We start from the raw sequence: 17,405 nt of genomic DNA on the forward strand, positions 1-17,405 counted from the left end.
TCGTGTTTTGTTTCGTGCCCTATAATCTGCGTTTCCTGCGGCCGCGCCAGCGGCGCTTGACTGACGTTCAACCTGATTCGAGGCTTCAATGGCTTTGCCCCCAGTCCTTAAGAACCTTGCATTGCCGGTAATCGCTTCACCCTTGTTCATCGCCAGCGGCCCGGCGCTGGTGACGGCGCAATGCATGGCGGGCATTGTCGGCAGTTTCCCGGCGCTCAATGCGCGGCCACAGGAAATGCTCGACCAATGGCTGACCACGATCGAGTCCGACTTGCGCGACTACAAGCAAGCGCATCCTGATGCCATCATCGGTCCGATTGCGGTGAACCAGATCGTGCATCAATCCAATACGCGGCTGGCACAGGACGTGGAAACCTGCGTCAAGCATCGCGTGCCGATCATCATTTCTTCACTGCGCGCACCGCCGCCGGAAATGCTGGAGGCGGTACACAGTTATGGCGGCATCGTGCTGCATGACGTGATCTCGATCCGCCATGCAAAGAAAGCGCTGGAAGCCGGCGTCGACGGGCTGATCGTGGTTGCGGCCGGCGCCGGCGGGCATGCCGGCACCATGTCGCCGTTCGCACTGGTCGGCGAGGTGCGCCAGTTCTTTGACGGACCGATCGCGCTGTCCGGTTCGATCGCGACTGGCGATGCCGTGCTGGCGGCGCAAGCCTGCGGCGCGGACCTGGCCTATATCGGATCGCGCTTCCTGGCCACGCCGGAAGCCAATGTCGATGACGTCTACCGGCAGGCGATACTCGACTCTTCGGCAGCGGACATCGTCTACACCAACCTGTTTTCCGGCGTGCATGGCAACTACTTGCGCAGCTCGATCGAACGGGCCGGCCTGGACCCGGAAAACCTGCCGCAGGCCGACAAGAGCAAGATGGATTTCGGCGCGGCCAAAACCTGGCGTGACATCTGGGGCGCAGGACAGGGCGTGGGCCTGATGGAAAATGTTTTGCCGACCGCAGAAGTGGTGGCAAAGTTGAAACGGGAATACGATGCTGCCCGTCGCCGGCTCTCATTACAAGGATAAATCACATCATGAAAAAAGCTTATATCATCGCGGAAATCACCGTGACTGATCCTGCCGGCTACGCCGAGTACGGACCGATGGCTTCGGCCAGCGTCGCCGAACACGGCGGCCGCTTCCTGGTCCGTGGCGGCCAACGTGAGCAGCGCGAGGGGGCGGATGCACAGCACAGCAACGCCTTGCGTACGGTGATCGTGGAATTCGATTCGCTGGAAAAAGCGCGCGGCTGGTATGAGTCGGTTGAGTATACGAAGGCCATCGCGGTGCGCCAGGCAAACTCGATCGGACGGCTGTGCATTGTGGAAGGTTTCCAGCCCTGACCCGGCAGCTGGCGCGGCGGGACAGCCGGTCCCTTGCCGCGCCGATGCGCCTGGTGTTTTGCTGATGCCGTCAGGGATTGATTGATCGGCTGTATTACTTGCATCCATACAGATGCACGCTTTGCCAACGCCTTTTCAGCGATTGATTTCTTGTTGCAGTCAATCGCTGCATGCCACCAGACTCACTCATCTCCGTCCTTGCCCGTCACCCGCCTTGGCGAGCGCATCCGGATTTCTGCACCAGGCATTGAATTTCTCCCGCTTCATCGACTCCAAACGAAGGTAGCCGGATCGTTTCGGCAATTATTCGACAAGGGAGGGTGCAATGAAAACCGACCGCCGGCCATTCCAGGTCAGGACCGGGCGACCGGTTCGCAATGACGCCACGCCGCGTCAACCGAACGAGATCGATGAATCCGAAGACAGTCAGCAAAGTGGGCCGCGCAGTGACATGGTGCAAGCGTACAAGGATGTCATGAGCGGCCAGCAGGATACCGATTGCCGTGAACAGCGCGGTGTGGAAGCGGTGGTGAAAAATACTGCCGAGCAGAATGCATGTCCGGGCGGCACACCCGCCCGGCGTGGGGGGAAATGATGGAAAGGCTACTTGCTGCGTGACCGGCGCTGTGAAAACGATTGCGCAGCCTGGCTGGAAAGCACGCCGGGAATCCGGTCTTCCATTTGTTGCAGCCGGGACGCACGACGCGTCCCGCTGTCGGCAGAGTCCCCGGGCGCCCCCTGTGCGGCACCCGGCGTATCGGTCTTGACCAATCGCAGCACCGGGTTGGGTGCGGCATTTGACGTGTTGCCGTGAATTAATTTGCTGGCCAGTCTTTCGTCAAGTTTGCCGTTCTTGCGGAAGTACAGGAGGATTTCACCGTCACGCTCGACCTTGTGCAAGGTGGCCCCGCCTTCGCTGGCATGCAGGAAGCGGTGCAGCGCCCGCATCATCGATTCGTCCACCGGCAAGTTGATCATGCCGTCACCTGCCGGGTTGTCGCTTGCAGCACTGCAGCGGCGCGAACTGTGCCGGTGGCGGGCTTGCCCTCGACATGTTCCTGGCTGTCAGGCAAGCGCGGCGGTGCGGACTGATGGATGAACGGTGTGGCGGCTTCGGACATCGCAGCTCCTTGCGTTGGTCGAATCGGATGGGTAGCGGGGTTCTAGTGGAGAGTCGTGCAACTTTATCAATGCTGCGCCAATGGAACGGGTGGTCGCAAAAGCATTGCCCGCCAGCCTTGGTAACAAAAGGTCCGAAATAGTTCCCGTCAGGAAATCCGTCGGGGAAAGCCATCCTGGGCAGGTGGGAGTTTCTTCGCCGGGCCGGCTGAATATCCTGAGGCTGCCGCCGGAGCCGGTGCCCGCCGGCACCCGCTGGCACCCGTACGCGATCGGATTGAAGGCCCGCGCCGCTTGCAGATTCGCCTGTCAGTGAGCTTTCGCACATGGCATGGCCGCAGTTTGCGACATGCTGTGCGCTGACCTGTTGCAAATCCTGCCGACAGTGGCATGTGGATTGAAAGCACCAAACATGCAATCTTTTCGGTTTTCATTACGCTTCATTTTGCCGCTGGCCCTGGTCGTAGGATTGTTCGCCTATGCCGTGATGCCAGTCGTCAATGACATGACCGTGCGCTGGTTCGTCCGTGATCTCGAAGCGCGCTCGCAAATGCTGGCCAGCGCGCTGCAGCAGCCCTTGCTGGAATATGTCGCCGACAAGAACCAGAAAAAAATAAGGCAACTGTTCGACCGCTCCGTGCAGGAAGGCGGACTGTACGCATTGGGATTTTGCAGTCCCTCGGGCCAGTTGTTGTATCGCAGTTCGACCTATCCGGTCGTATTGGGCTGTCGCGCCGGAGGCGCCGGGTCCGAGACGCAGCGCTCGCTGGTCGACCTGCCTGACGGCCGGGTCCATGTGACTGAAAGCCAGGTGCGACAAGGCACGGAAGTGCTGGGCCAGCTGATACTGGTGCACGATATGCGCTATATCGAACGGCGTACGGCAGAGACGCAGCATTACCTGATCACCTTGTTTGCACTGCTGGCGGTGGTGATTTCGCTGATCACCGTATTCATCGCGCACCTGAGCTGGCGTGGCTGGATCAATGCGGTCAAGGGAATATTGCACCTCGACGAGCGCTCGTCGCGGTCGCTATCGGCGCCGCCGGAAGTGCAGCCGCTGGTGGGCGACCTGCGGGCATTGCTGCATGAGATGCGGGTGGACCGGCGTGGCGAGGGGGTCTCTGCGATCAACTGGACGCCGGAAAAACTGCGCTCCCTGCTGCATGACGAGTTGTCGGGCGACCAGATCCTGGTGGTGTCGAACCGCGAGCCTTACATCCACACGCGCACACCGGAGGGGATTGAAGTGCGCCGCCCGGCCAGCGGATTGGTGACGGCGGTGGAACCGGTGATGCGCGCCTGCTCCGGCACCTGGATTGCCCATGGCGCAGGTACTGCCGATCGGGAAACGGTGGATGCCAATGACCATGTGGCGGTGCCGCCGCGCAAGCCGTCCTACACCTTGCGGCGTGTCTGGCTGAGCAAGGAAGAAGAGCAAGGGTACTACTACGGATTCGCCAATGAAGGACTATGGCCGCTGTGCCACATCGCCCATGTACGCCCGGTATTCCGCACCAGCGACTGGGAGCAATATGTGGCGGTCAACCAGCGCTTTGCCGACGCCGTCATCAAGGAGGCGCATTCGGAAGATCCGGTGGTGCTGGTGCAGGATTACCATTTCGCGCTGCTGCCGCGCATGGTGCGCGAAAAGCTTCCGCGGGCGACGATTATAATGTTCTGGCATATCCCCTGGCCCAACCCTGAATCGTTCGGCATTTGCCCTTGGCGCGAGGAAATTCTTGAAGGCTTGCTGGGCAATACCCTGCTAGGATTCCACACGCCATTCCACTGCAAGAATTTCCTGGAAACGGTTGACCGGTATCTGGAGGCGCGTATCGAACATGAAGCTTCTACCATTTCGTATGGCGGCGAACTGACCGAAGTCGAGCCGTATCCGATCTCGATAGCCTGGCCGGATGAATTCCCGCGTTCGGTGCCGGATTGCCGCGCCGATGTGCGCCGCGAGCTTGGCCTGTCGGACAAGCATTTGCTGGCGCTTGGCGTGGACCGGCTGGATTACACCAAGGGCATCATCGAGCGCATACAGGCAGTGGAGCGGGTACTGGAATTGTATCCCTCGCTGATCGGCCATTTTTCGCTGGTGCAGATCGCCGCGCCCAGCCGCTCGTCGCTGGACGAGTACCAGAACCTTGAGTCGAGGGTGCGCGCGCTGGCGCTGCGCATCAACAAGCGCTTTTCCAATGGCAGTTACGAGCCTATCATCCTCAAGATCGAACATTACGACTCGGAAGACGTCAACCGATACTATCGTGGCGCGGACGTCTGCATGGTGACCAGCCTGCATGACGGCATGAACCTGGTGGCCAAGGAATTTGTCGCCGCGCGCGACGACGAGCGGGGCGTACTGATACTGTCCCAATTCACAGGTGCGGCGCGTGAACTGCATGAGGCACTGATCATCAATCCTTACCATATCGAACAAGGCGCAGAAGCGCTGCACCGGGCGCTGACCATGCCTGAAGGCGAGCAACGGGAACGCATGCGCAGCATGCGCATCCTGGTGCGCGATTTCAATGTCTATCGCTGGGCCGGGCGCATGCTGATCGATGCAGCGCGGCTGCGGCGGCGCGAGCGGGTGACAGCGCGTATCCATTCGCAATCGCGCAAGGCCTTGCGCAGGGTAGTCTGACATGCAGCCACTTTTTTCCATCGCCGGCCGGCGCAGGCTGGACCAGATCGTGCAGCCGGGCGTGCTGTGCGTGTTCGACTTCGACGGCACGCTGTCGCCGATCACGCCGCTGCCCGATGATGCGCAACTTCCCGACGAGGTGTTCCAGCGGCTTTTGAGCCTGTCGCAGATCGCGCCGGTCGGTGTGCTCACAGGACGTTCGCTGGAAGACATCCGCCACCGGCTTGGATTCGACCCGCACTACCTGGTCGGCAACCATGGCATGCAGGGTCTGCCCGGCTGGGAAAATGACAGCGCAACTTATTACGCGCTGTGCCGGGACTGGGTCAGCCAGTTAACCGCAGGCCTGCCGGCTGACACGGGGGTATTCATCGAAGACAAGACATATTCGCTGTCATTGCATTATCGCTCCGCGCGCGATCCGGTCGTGGCCGCTGCGCAACTGCGCGAGCTGGTCGACCTGCTCGACCCGCCACCGCGCATCGTGGACGGCAAGTTCGTGCTTAACTTGCTGCCGCAGGGCGCGCCCGACAAGGGGCTGGCGCTGGAACGCCTGATCGCGCTGAGCGCATGCAGCACGGTACTGTATGTCGGTGACGATGTGACGGACGAAGATGCATTCCGGATCAATCATCCCGGCCTGCTGTCGGTCCGGATCGAGCCGCATCAGCAAAGCGCGGCCGAGTTCTACCTTCCACGGCGGCACGACATCGTGCACTTGCTGGACAACCTGATCGAGCGGCTTTGCGCGGATACGGTCGGCGGTCACGCTTGCATGGTGCAGCGGGCCGGCAACGAGTAATGAGGACACACGTTTGAGTAATCTTGATCTTGGCCTGATCGGCAATTCGCGCACCAGCGCGCTGGTGGACAAATCCGGCGCGATCGTCTGGTGGTGCTTTCCCTATTTCGACAGCGATCCGCTGTGCTGTTCGCTGCTCAAGGGCGCGCAGGATGACCCGTGCGGAATGGTCGATGTACTGTTTCCCGAGGCGCGCCTGGTGGACCAGCATTACGAGCGCAATTCGGCGATCCTGGTCACGCGTTTTGAAGACGGCGCCGGCAACGGCATCGAGATCACCGATTTTGCGCCGCGCTTTTATTTGCATGGCCGCATGTTTTCGCCATCCATGCTGGTGCGCATCGTGCGCCGCACAAGCGGCCGGCCGCGCATTGTCTTGCGTGTGCGGCCGATGGCAAATTACGGCCGCGAGCCTGCCCAGGCGCGTTGCGGTGCGCACCATATTTCCTACACCGGTTCGTCGCAGTCGATGCGGCTGACGACCGATGCGTCGGTGTCTGCCGTGATCGATGAAAAGCCGTTCTTCCTGCAGGACGCCGTCACCCTGCTGATGGGGCCGGACGAAACGGTGGACGGATCGCCCCGCGATGTCGGCCGCAATTTCCATGAAATGACGCGCGCCTATTGGCATCGCTGGGTGCGCAACCTGGCCATTCCGTTCGAATGGCAGGACGTGGTGATCCGCTCGGCGATCACGCTCAAGCTCAATGCATTCGAAGATACCGGCGCCGTGATCGCCGCCACCACCACCTCGATTCCCGAGGCGCCCAACAGCGGGCGCAATTGGGACTACCGCTTCTGCTGGCTGCGCGATGCCTACTTCGTGGTGAATGCCCTCAATGGCCTGGGCGCCACCGGCACCATGGAGCGATATCTCGACTACATCCTCAACATCATTGCCGATACCCGCGATGCACCCTTGCAGCCGGTGTACGGCCTGCGGCGCGAAGCCGTGCTCGACGAGCGGGTAGAGACCGCGCTATCGGGCTATCGCGGCATGGGGCCGGTGCGGGTCGGCAACTCGGCCTACTTCCAGATCCAGAATGATGTTTTTGGTGAAGCGGTACTGGCCAGCGCCCATGCATTTTTCGATCAGCGGCTGGAACGGCCCGCCGACCGACATATCTTTCATGACCTGGAGCGCCTGGGCGAGCAGGCGATCATCAACTACAACGTGCCTGATGCCGGCATATGGGAGTTGCGTGGCATCAAGCGGATCCACACGTTCTCCAGCCTGATGTGCTGGGCCGCTTGCGACCGGCTGGCCAGCATTGCCACGCAGTTGCAGTTGCCTGATCGCGCCCAGTACTGGAGCATCCACGCACAGAAAATCCACGATGAAATCTGCGCCCGTGCCTGGAATGAACAACTGGGCAGTTTTGCCTCGACCTTCGAAGGCGACCGGCTCGACGCCAGCCTGTTGCTGATGGCCGAAATCCAGTTCCTGCCGGCGCGCGATCCGCGCTTTGTCTCGACGGTGCGCGCCATCGAAAAAAACCTGCAGCGCGGCGACTTCCTGTTGCGCTACGATGAGGAAGATGATTTCGGCTTGCCCGAGACGGCCTTCCTGGTCTGCACCTTATGGTGGATCCTGGCGCTGTCGCACATGGGCGAGAAGGACAAGGCGCGCGGGCTGTTTGAAAATGTACTGGCGCGGCGCAATCATCTGGGTCTGTTGTCCGAAGACCTGATGCATGACAGCGGCGAGCTATGGGGCAATTTCCCGCAGACCTACAGCATGGTCGGCCTGATCCAGTGCGCGTCACGGCTGTCGCAATCGTGGGATAACGCTTACTGAGCCAGTAGGCAGTCTGATCTTGTGATGCAGCCAGGGTTTTACCAGGGAGCAAAGGGTGGAAAAAGGCGTTATTGGCGGAATCGACATTGGCGGCACCAAGGTCGCGGTCACGGTCGCGACTGCGCAGGGCGTACTGTGCCGATTGTCCGAACCTACCTGCAAGACCGGCGCCCCCGAAGCCCTGCCCGAGCAGTTGATCGCGCTGCTCGACGCAGCCATGGCGCAAGCAGGTGTCCCCGGCGTGGATGCGGTCGGCGTGAGCTCCTGTGGCCCGTTTGCCCGCCTCGACGGCCGGCTCGCACTGGTCACGCCGAATATCTGCGGCGCCTTGTCGGTTGCTGATGATTTGCCCAACGACTGGGCCAGCATTCCATTGGAGCGCGTGCTGCGAAGTCGTTTTTCCAGCATGGTCATCTGCAACGACGCAGTGGCGGCCTTGCATGCCGAGCGAATCTTCGGTGCTGTGCAGGATGAACCCGATTGCATCTACGTCACCTGGAGTACCGGCGTTGGCTTCGGACTGTGCGTGGATGGCAATTTGTTGGCCGGCAAAAGCGGCAATGCCGGCCATGCCGGACACATGTTGATGAGCGAAAGTTCGGACGCCCTGTGTGGCTGCGGTAACCGCGGCGACCTGGAAGGCATGATTTCCGGCCGCAACCTGGCGCGCCGGCTGGGGCGTACCACCGCGGATATTTTCAATGACGCCCGCGAGGGCAATGCCGCGGCGCGCGAGATCGTCATGGACGCCGCCCATTGGCTGGGCCGCGCGCTGTACAACCTGACTGCCACGCTGGACACCCGCCGCATCGTGATCGGCGGCGCGGTCTGGGAGCATCACGGCGACTGGCTGGCGCCGATCGTGCAACAGGAAATCAGTTCGCGCTTGCCGGCGCTGAGCCAGGGCGTGCAGGTGCTGTCTGCCGGCTTGGGACGGCTGGTCGCCGACATTGGCGCGCTGTCGCTGGTGATGCCGCCAGCTTGGCAGGCCCAATGGCGCACGACGCGGCCGTGGCAGGAGCAACTGGCCGATCCGTCCTGACAATTCGCGGGCAGATCGGCGGCCGGTCGCTAGCCCGGTGTTTCCACCGGATTCAATTCCGCCCCGCAATCCTTGCAAAACCGTGCCGTAGGTTCATGCCCCTCCGAGAGGCACGCCGGGCACACGCGCGGCCGAACGATCCGCGTGAAGCGCTGCGCGGTCATTTCCGAACTGATGATGCCGGTCGGCACGGCCAGTATTCCCCAGCCGGTCAGCATCATCAGCGATGCAATCGCGCGGCCGAGATCGGTTTTTGGCACGATGTCGCCGAATCCCACCGTGGTCACCGCCGTAATCGCCCAGTAGATTGATGTGGGTATGCTGGTGAAGCCGTTCCCCGGGCCTTCGACGACGAACATCACCGTGCCCATCACCAACACAATGATACCCACCACCGACAGGAAAATCAGGATCTTGCGCCGGCTGGCCATCATGGCGCGACCGAGCAGGCCATATTCTTCGACATAGGCGGTCAGCTTGAGTATCCGGAAGATGCGCAGTACGCGCAGGATCCGTATGTCGAGCAGCACTTCGGTGCCGGGAACCAGCAGCGCAACGTAGGTCGGCAGGATGGAAAGCAAATCGATGACACCGAAGAAGCTGGTCACGTACCGCCGCGGATTGCGCACGCAGGCGATGCGCGCCAGGTACTCCAGCGTGAACGTGATCGTGAACAGCCACTCCAGCACGTTAAGCATTGCGCTGTGGCGCGCCGACACCGACTGGACTGTATCGAGCATGACGACCAGCACACTGACGATGATCGCTGTGATCAATGCCAGGTCGAACAACTTGCCAGCTGGCGTGTCCGATTCGAAGATGATGATGTAAAAGCGCTGGCGCCAGCCCGATTCGGCTGGTTTGCCGAATCGAGCCCCCGGATCAGCGGGGATGGCAGTTGGTTTTTCGCGTTCGGTCATCTGTAATCTTCGTCGGATCTGCAGGGCTGAAGAGCATCAGGAGCTAACCGGGCGGTGTCGCAAGCGGCGCTCGTCCAGCCGCCATTATGGGCCACGAATCGATGAGAAATTGCTCTGCTTCGGCCACACCATCAAAAACCTGAGGGCCGGCAATAAGGCCTGTCAGCAACATGACAGGCGCATCCGGCCGCAGGAGACTTTTTTTCTTGGTATTCGGTCCTTGTTGGTCAGTCGGGACGAGACTTTTTCTTCGTACGTGTTACCAAGCCGCTCCAAAAATCTGGACTATGAGGAGTGCTCCATGCAGGTCACTGGAAAACGGGCAAGGGAAGACGAATTTTTTAACGAGTCCAAGCGGCAAAGACGCGACCAAGCGGAATCGATGCAGGTTTCTGTGCCGAATATGGTCGAAAGGAACCGTGGGATCGAGCACCGCGCGGCGATTCCTCTACCCACACTCGGGCCGTGGGGATTATTTATTCCCTGGCTGGCGAGAGCCCCTGTTGCCCCCAACATTGTTGTTCGTGATCCGGTTCTCTGGCAAGCCTCCGCTGCGGACAAAGAGGAGAACCTCAATGGCCACCACCGTGCGGAATGGCCGGCCGCCGACGATGAAGCTCGATCATCAGCGTCTGGTTTCCTTGGGGACGAAGAGTATTCCTTGTTCCCTTTCGATGAGAAAAATCCCGGCTTCCGGGTGGACGAAAATGGTGAATCGCTCCCTGAGGAGGCGGGCTTGATGTTTTACGGATACCAGTCGTCGTCAGAAAGATCCCCTCTGCCATCTCCCGAATTCGAGAACAGCGCCGGCTATGGCGAAACCAATGAAGCGTCTTTCGATGAGCAAGACCGCGATCTTCCGATGGACGAAAATAGTCAATCGACCAACGAGGAGTCCGATTCGATGGTTGACGAACGCCCGTCCAGTGAAAGATCCCCCAGTGTGCACTCTCCCAGCGTCGGCTACAGCGAAACCACCGAAGAATCTTCTACAGACGATGAAGACGACCTCTGGCCGGCCGTAAGGGCAGATATCCTCGAAGACCTTGCGCAAGCCCGCAGGAAAAACCAGGAAGCCTGGGACGCAGGGGCCGCAGAGCGTGAGAAAAGAGAGCCAAGATCCTTTGAGGGAAACGGGTTTCGTGCGTCCGTGAGCATGGGCGTGTCCAGCTATCCGTCCATATTTCTGGGCTGCGAAGGTGAACTCGGCGACGAATACTTGCAGCCCTTGGTCGAGGCGGTGCAGGAGAAGCTCTCGTTGAGCAGCAAGCTTTGGATTTCAGTTGACGAGGAAGGCGGCGGCACCGCGTCGGAGGTCCTCCGGCGTATTCCGCAGTCCCAGCTGGCCGGCATTTCATGGCTGCAATTTCCCCTCTGTCAGGACCCGGCATACCTTCTACACCCTGACTTTCTTCAGCCGGGTAGCTTGGGCAAGCTGCTACCCGCCATTCGAACCCTTAAGGTGACTTCATGGGTATTGGGGACCTTGCTGGGGAGTTGCAGTGAATCGATGGCCAAGCTTTCCAAGCTGAAGCTGGTCCTCCAGCACGGCTACGCACCGTCCATTGCAGAGTGGCTAGCTCAGCACTCGCACTTGAAGAACCTGACCATCAAGCACTGGTACGCCATCCCTGAGGGGCAGGGGGTGGAGCACGCCATTGAGCCAATGCTGCGCGCACTGGAAACAAATGAAAGCTTGCAGGGTTTGTGCCTGGATTTGAATCTCAACTTGCACAGTCAAGCCATCATCAGCCTTATCGGGAAAAATTCGGGAATCAGGCAACTCGCGCTGCCGGATTACTTGATGAACGAAGAAGGCGCGGCAATCATCGAGGCGTTTCATTCACGCCCGCGCCTTGACAAATTGAAGATTGGGCTATTCGGCTCAGGGGTTTGGACAGCGCTTGCGCGTTTGATCGCATCACCTTCTTGTCCTCGTGAAATTGAAGTGACAGATCTTGACCCATATCGCCAGTTCGACGACGAATTGATCATTTCGGCCTTGGCTGAGAACCGCAATCTCGAGATGCTGAATTTAAGTTTGTACCACTTTAGCCGACAAGCTGTTCCAGGCTTTGTCGACATGGTGGTGTCCCATCCGACTCTCAAGGGAATCCTTTTCGGACACGTGCTATTTTCTCGTGACGATAAAGAAAGGATCGAGCGGGCACTGAACAGGAACAGGCACAGGGACAAGACGCTGGGCGATGCAAGCGTCGCACTTCAACGGCTTGCGGGGGATATTCCCCCCGAAATTGCCAACATGATCGTTGATGAGTTCCTCCTGCTTCCGCAGCGGTACATACGGTCGTCATTGCAGACCCTGGATAACCTGGCCAGCCTTGTTGATGACAATGGCGCAGACGACGAATCACAGAACTCGTCTGCCTCTGAATAGCCGCAGAGAACCGTGCTCGACGGAACCATATCGCACAGCCCTGCAACAAAACGCGGACCGCATGGCGAGCACGGGTGAAACAAGCGGCACGCATTGATCGCTGGCCGCTTTTCCGCGATGTCCGTTTACCCGTGCAGCGGCTTGTACCGTATCCGCTTCGGCTTGGCGCCTTCTTCGCCAAGCCGTTTTCTCTTGTCGGCTTCGTATTCCTGGTAATTGCCGTCAAAGAAAGTGACTTGCGAGTTGCCTTCGAACGCCAGGATGTGGGTCGCAATGCGGTCGAGGAACCAGCGATCGTGCGAGATCACGAGCACGCTGCCGGCGAACTCCAGCAAGGCATCTTCCAGCGCGCGCAGGGTTTCCACGTCGAGGTCATTTGACGGCTCATCCAGCAGCAAGACATTGCCGCCCATCAGCAGCGTTTTGGCGAGGTGCAGCCGGCCACGTTCGCCGCCCGACAGATTGCCGACCAATTTTTGCTGGTCACCGCCCTTGAAGTTGAAGCGACCAAGGTAAGCCCGTGACGACATTTCGAAACGGCCCACGGTCAGCATGTCGGAACCACCCGAGACATCGTCGAACACGGTCTTGCCGTCGGTGAGCGAATCGCGCGATTGGTCCACCAGCGACAGTCGCACGGTGGAGCCTATTGTGATCTCGCCGCTGTCCGGCTGCTCCTTCCCGGCCAGCATGCGGAACAGGGTCGACTTGCCGGCGCCATTGGGGCCAATGATGCCGACGATGGCGCCGGGCGGTACCTTGAACGACAGATCGTCGATCAGCAAACGATCGCCGTAGCTCTTGCTGACGTTCTTGAATTCGATCACTTCATTGCCCAGACGCTCAGCGACCGGGATGAAGATCTCCTGGGTTTCATTGCGCTTTTGGTATTCGTGTTCGGACAATTCATTGAAGCGCGCCAGGCGCGCCTTGCTTTTGGCCTGCCGACCTTTCGGGTTCTGCCGTACCCATTCCAATTCTTTTTTCAAGGCTTTCTGGCGCGCTGACTCGCTGGATTCCTCCAGCTTCAGGCGGTCTTGTTTTTGATCGAGCCAGGAACTGTAGTTCCCCTTCCACGGAATGCCATGCCCGCGGTCCAGCTCAAGTATCCACTCGGCGGCGTTGTCGAGGAAGTAGCGATCATGGGTAATGGCCACCACGGTGCCGGGGAAGCGCAGCAGGAATTGTTCCAGCCAATCGACCGATTCCGCGTCCAGGTGGTTGGTCGGTTCGTCCAGCAACAGCATGTCGGGGCGCGACAGCAGCAACTGGCACAGCGCCACGCGCCGTTTCTCGCCACCCGACAGTACGCCGATTTTGGCCTCCCACGGAGGCAGGCGCAGCGCGTCGGCGGCCATTTCCAGTTCCAGGTCGAGGTTGCCGCCGGATGCGGTCGACAAGATCGCTTCCAGCCGTGCCTGTTCAGTTGCCAGCGCGTCGAAATCAGCGTCCGGCTCGGCATACGCCGCGTACACCGCATCAAGCTTGCCCTTGGCCTCGAATACTTCGCCCAGTCCGCTTTCCACGGCCTGGCGCACGGTCTGTTCGGGATCGAGTTGCGGCTCTTGGGGCAGGTAGCCGATCTGCAAGCCCGGCATCGGCGTGGCTTCGCCTTCGATGTCCTTGTCGATGCCGGCCATGATTTTAAGCAGGGTCGACTTGCCGGAGCCGTTCAGGCCGAGCACGCCGATTTTCGCGCCGGGAAAGAAAGACAGCGAGATGTCTTTCAGGATCTGGCGCTTGGGCGGAACGGTCTTGCCGACCCGGTTCATGGTGTAGACGTAATTTGCCATGTGGTAAATCCGATGAAGAATGGAGGACAGGCGGGAAGGATAACTGATGCCGAAGGCTGTCGGTTGTACTGCCGGCCGGGGAATGTCCTTGCGCCCAAAAAAACGGGCTGCACATCGCAGCCCGCCTGGTACGCATCCCGACTGTTTACGGAAGGCTATTTCTTTTTGTCGGCGGCCGGAGCTGCCTTCTTGTCAGCGGCGGCGGAAGCGCCCTGCTTGGCAATCACGCTGTCCTTGATGCCGTCATAGACCTTCTGACCCAGGATCTTTTTGGAGACTAGTTCATCCTTGCGCGCGTAGGGCCGACCGGCAACGATTGCCTTGGCTCGCACCTCGCCAATTTGCGGCAGGGTAGCCAACTCTTTTTCCGAGGCCGTGTTCAAATCCATCGGTGCGCTTGCCTTGGCTTTTGCGGCCGGCGCCGCAGCGGCAGCAGCAGGCTTGTCAGCGCTGACTGCTTTCGCATCTTCCTTTGCGGCAAACGCACCAGTATTTAGAAATGTCAGGCTGGCTATCAGTAGCAAAGTCTTGATTAAGCGGTTCATGCCGGTCTCCTAATGGTTATTGATCGAAAGTTCGATTAACGCTCGACAAATGAATTGTAGAGCAAGTATTCGGCATGTTGTTCGTTTGATTGGTTCCCAAAAAAAAGCCAGCGCGCGGGGGATGATCCCGGTGCTGGCTTTGCAGGTCCGTATGAGGTCAATCTTATTGCTGGCCCTGCCGCTCTCTTTGCTACCGGAATCGAGAGTCTGGAATCAAGTCAGGGGAAAGGTGAACCCATCAAGCGGCGACGGCTTCTACTTTCGGCGTGTGTTCCTGTTCCTCGGGCGCGGAGGAACGGATCAGGTAATCAAACGCCGCCAGCGCAGCGCGCGAACCCTCACCCATTGCGATCACGATCTGCTTGTACGGCGTGGTGGTGGCGTCACCTGCCGCAAACACGCCGGCAACCGAGGTTCGCCCGTGCGAGTCGACTTCAATCTCTCCGCGCGGCGACAGGTCGACCACGCCCTTGAGGAAATCGGTGTTCGGCAACAAGCCGATCTGCACGAAAATGCCTTCGAGTTCGACGCTGCGTGGCTCGCCGGTCTGGCGGTCGGTGTAGGCGATTGCCTTTACCCGGCTGCCGTCGCCGATCACTTCCGTGGTTTGCGCCTGGGTGATGACGCGCACGTTGGGAAGACTCAGCAGCTTGCGCTGCAGTACGGCGTCGGCGCGCAATTGGGCGTCGAACTCCAGCAGCGTGACGTGGCTGACAATGCCGGCCAGGTCGATTGCCGCCTCGACGCCGGAATTGCCGCCGCCGATGACTGCCACCCGCTTGCCCTTGAACAGCGGACCGTCGCAATGCGGGCAGTAAGTCACGCCCTTGTTGCGGTATTCCTGCTCGCCGGGCACGTTCAGGTTGCGCCAGCGCGCGCCGGTTGCCAGCACGACAGATTTCGCTTTCAGGCTGGCGCCGCTTTCCAGCTTTACCTCGATCAATTTGCCGGCAGTGAGGCTGATCGCGCGTTGGGCATTCATTACATCGACGTCATATGTTTTGACGTGTTGTTCCAGTGCGGCGACCAGCCTGGGTCCTTCGGTTTCCTTGACCGAAATAAAGTTTTCGATCGACATGGTGTCCAGCACCTGACCGCCAAAGCGCTCGGCAACGATGCCCGTGTTGATCCCCTTGCGGGCGGCGTAAATCCCGGCCGCTGCACCAGCGGGTCCGCCGCCGATGATCAGCATGTCGAATACCCCCTTTTGCGACAGCCTGGCGGCGTCGCGCGCGCCGGCGCCGGTGTCGAGCCTGGCGACAATTTCTTCCAGGCTCATGCGGCCCTGGCCGAATACTTCACCGTTGAGCAATACGGTCGGTACCGCCATGATCTGGCGCTGGTTCACTTCGTCCTGGAACAAGGCACCGTCGATCATGACGTGCTGGATGTTCGGATTGATGACGGCCATCAGGTTGAGTGCCTGCACCACATCGGGACAGTTCTGGCACGACAGCGAAATGAAGGTTTCAAACCGCAAGGGGCCGGGCAGCGAGCGAATTTGCTCGATCACCGCTGCATCGACCTTGGGCGGGTGGCCGCCGACCTGCAGCAACGCCAATACCAGCGAGGTGAATTCATGGCCCATCGGAATGCCGGCGAAGCGAATGCGCGCCCCGGCCTGCTGGCCGCGGCCGGCAATGGCAAACGACGGTGTGCGTTGACCATCGTCAGCGCTCTCGACCAGGGCGATCTTGTCTGACAGCCCGGCGATGTCGTTGAGCAGGGAGCGCATCTCGGCCGCCGCTGCGCTGTCGTCGAGCGCGGCGATGATGTCGATCGGCTGGGTCAGCTTTTCGAGATAGGCTTTGAGTTGGTTTTTCAGGTTGGTGTCGAGCATGGCTGTTCCGATATGAAGGTTGCGGGTGGTATGGCCGCGCGCTGCCCGCTGGCAGCTCGTGGCCGCCAGCCAGGCATTGTTTGTCGGGCATTGCGCCGCCCGTGCTGGCGGCGCAGGGCGTACTCAGATCTTTCCGACCAGATCCAGTGATGGCGCCAGGGTTTGTGCGCCCGGTGTCCACTTGGCCGGACACACTTCGCCCGGATGACTGGCCACGTACTGGGCCGCCTGCACCTTGCGCAGCAATTCCTTGGCGTCACGACCAATGCCGTTGTCATGGATTTCGCACAGTTTGATCTGACCTTCCGGATTGATCACGAAGGTGCCGCGCAGCGCCAGGCCTTCCTCTTCGATCATGACGCCGAAGTTGCGGGTGAGGGTGCCGGTCGGGTCGCCGATCAGCGCGTAGTCGACCTTCTTGATGGCATCCGACGTGTCGTGCCAGGCCTTGTGCGCGAAGTGCGTGTCGGTGGAGATGCCGTAGACCTCGACGCCCATGTCCTTGAATGCGGGGTAGTGCTCGGCCAGGTCTTCGAGCTCGGTCGGGCAGACGAAGGTGAAGTCGGCCGGGTAGAACATGAAGATGGCCCACTTGCCCTTCAGCGACTGCTCGGTGACTTCGATGAACTTGCCGTTCTTGTAGGCCTGCGCCTTGAAGGGCTGGACTTGGGTATTGATGAGCGACATGAAAACTCCTTGAGGTTGAGAGAAACAGCGGAATGCAGCGACAACGGACGTCAGTATTGCTGCGCTGCGTCATTGCGTGGGTTGATTGGAATAATGTCTGCGATGCAGAAAAGCTATTGATCACGTCGAGCGACGCACCGCCCACGGGCCGCCGGTGGGCGCGCCGTCGGCGCGACGGGCCGGGATCAGCGGCCGTTGCGGCCGTGCAGCAGGGCCTCGATCTGCGCGTCCTTCTCCTGCCACAGCTGTGACAGCCAGCGCTGGAAGGTGTCGCGGAAGGCGGCGTCTTCGGCGTAGTCGCCGGTGCAGAAGGCCGGCGGGATGGGCAGCGCCCGCACGCGCACGATGACGCGGGGCGTATCGCCGCACAGGAACTGCCAGAAGCTGGGCGCGCCGGCCGGGTAGACGATGGTGACGTCGATGAGCGAATGGAATTTGTCGCCCATCGC

Annotated in this window: 15 protein-coding genes and 1 pseudogene; 8 read left to right on the top strand and 8 right to left on the bottom strand. The window is 60.3% G+C overall.

Annotation, left to right across the window (positions count from 1 at the left end; all coding sequences use genetic code 11):
• Positions 1–88 precede the first annotated feature (88 nt).
• From Q7T64_RS08625 to Q7T64_RS08635, 3 genes are all read left to right on the top strand, one after another.
• Positions 89–1,042, top strand: a complete 954-nt coding sequence (locus Q7T64_RS08625; protein WP_304794389.1) for a nitronate monooxygenase family protein — start codon at positions 89–91, stop codon at positions 1,040–1,042.
• Between the two features lie 8 nt (positions 1,043–1,050).
• Positions 1,051–1,359 carry a DUF1330 domain-containing protein gene (locus Q7T64_RS08630; RefSeq protein ID WP_304794393.1) on the top strand — a complete coding sequence of 103 codons (309 nt, stop codon included), beginning with the start codon at positions 1,051–1,053 and terminating at the stop codon, positions 1,357–1,359.
• Between the two features lie 325 nt (positions 1,360–1,684).
• Positions 1,685–1,954, top strand: coding sequence for a hypothetical protein (locus tag Q7T64_RS08635; protein ID WP_304794396.1), 270 nt, complete (start codon positions 1,685–1,687; stop codon positions 1,952–1,954).
• 8 nt (positions 1,955–1,962) lie between these two features.
• Here the strand turns inward: Q7T64_RS08635 and Q7T64_RS08640 are convergent, their stop codons facing one another.
• On the bottom strand, positions 1,963–2,337 hold the full coding sequence (locus Q7T64_RS08640) for a hypothetical protein (protein WP_304794399.1): 375 nt from the start codon (positions 2,335–2,337) through the stop codon (positions 1,963–1,965).
• A complete protein-coding gene (locus Q7T64_RS08645) occupies positions 2,334–2,480 on the bottom strand; it encodes a hypothetical protein (RefSeq protein WP_304794402.1) in 147 nt (48 codons plus the stop codon). The genes Q7T64_RS08640 and Q7T64_RS08645 overlap by 4 nt, the downstream gene beginning before the upstream one ends.
• Positions 2,481–2,890: 410 nt before the next feature.
• Here Q7T64_RS08645 and Q7T64_RS08650 point away from each other — a divergent pair, with 410 nt between their 5' ends.
• The 4 genes from Q7T64_RS08650 to Q7T64_RS08665 are packed head-to-tail and all read left to right on the top strand — an operon-like array spanning position 2,891 to position 8,773.
• Positions 2,891–5,131, top strand: a complete 2,241-nt coding sequence (locus Q7T64_RS08650) for a trehalose-6-phosphate synthase (protein ID WP_304794405.1) — start codon at positions 2,891–2,893, stop codon at positions 5,129–5,131.
• Position 5,132: 1 nt separating this feature from the next.
• Complete coding sequence (otsB, locus tag Q7T64_RS08655; protein ID WP_304794409.1) at positions 5,133–5,933, top strand: trehalose-phosphatase; 801 nt, start codon at positions 5,133–5,135, stop codon at positions 5,931–5,933.
• Between the two features lie 13 nt (positions 5,934–5,946).
• Positions 5,947–7,731: a glycoside hydrolase family 15 protein gene (locus tag Q7T64_RS08660; protein WP_304794412.1), complete on the top strand. Its 1,785-nt coding sequence runs from the start codon at positions 5,947–5,949 to the stop codon at positions 7,729–7,731.
• Between the two features lie 55 nt (positions 7,732–7,786).
• Entirely contained in the window at positions 7,787–8,773 is a 987-nt protein-coding gene (locus Q7T64_RS08665) for an ROK family protein (RefSeq protein WP_304794415.1), read from the top strand.
• A 29-nt stretch (positions 8,774–8,802) separates the two neighbouring features.
• Here the strand turns inward: Q7T64_RS08665 and Q7T64_RS08670 are convergent, their stop codons facing one another.
• Positions 8,803–9,693, bottom strand: a complete 891-nt coding sequence (locus tag Q7T64_RS08670) for an ion transporter (RefSeq protein WP_304794417.1) — start codon at positions 9,691–9,693, stop codon at positions 8,803–8,805.
• A gap of 301 nt (positions 9,694–9,994) precedes the next feature.
• Here Q7T64_RS08670 and Q7T64_RS08675 point away from each other — a divergent pair, with 301 nt between their 5' ends.
• The gene (locus tag Q7T64_RS08675; protein WP_304794420.1) at positions 9,995–12,091 is read left to right on the top strand and encodes a hypothetical protein; all 2,097 of its coding nucleotides are present in this window, start codon (positions 9,995–9,997) and stop codon (positions 12,089–12,091) included.
• Between the two features lie 125 nt (positions 12,092–12,216).
• Here Q7T64_RS08675 and ettA read toward each other — a convergent pair whose 3' ends face one another.
• The 5 genes and pseudogenes from ettA to Q7T64_RS08700 all read right to left on the bottom strand — a co-directional run.
• On the bottom strand, positions 12,217–13,884 hold the full coding sequence (gene ettA, locus Q7T64_RS08680; protein WP_304794423.1) for an energy-dependent translational throttle protein EttA: 1,668 nt from the start codon (positions 13,882–13,884) through the stop codon (positions 12,217–12,219).
• Positions 13,885–14,039: 155 nt separating this feature from the next.
• Positions 14,040–14,429 carry a helix-hairpin-helix domain-containing protein gene (locus tag Q7T64_RS08685; protein WP_304794428.1) on the bottom strand — a complete coding sequence of 130 codons (390 nt, stop codon included), beginning with the start codon at positions 14,427–14,429 and terminating at the stop codon, positions 14,040–14,042.
• 238 nt (positions 14,430–14,667) lie between these two features.
• Entirely contained in the window at positions 14,668–16,269 is a 1,602-nt protein-coding gene (gene ahpF, locus Q7T64_RS08690) for an alkyl hydroperoxide reductase subunit F (RefSeq protein WP_304794431.1), read from the bottom strand.
• A 123-nt stretch (positions 16,270–16,392) separates the two neighbouring features.
• Entirely contained in the window at positions 16,393–16,956 is a 564-nt protein-coding gene (gene ahpC / locus Q7T64_RS08695; protein WP_304794433.1) for an alkyl hydroperoxide reductase subunit C, read from the bottom strand.
• Positions 16,957–17,141: 185 nt separating this feature from the next.
• Positions 17,142–17,405, bottom strand: a pseudogene (locus tag Q7T64_RS08700) (acyltransferase); the annotation flags it as partial.

Source organism: Lacisediminimonas sp., from assembly GCF_030645335.1.
Classification (GTDB): domain Bacteria; phylum Pseudomonadota; class Gammaproteobacteria; order Burkholderiales; family Burkholderiaceae_D; genus Lacisediminimonas.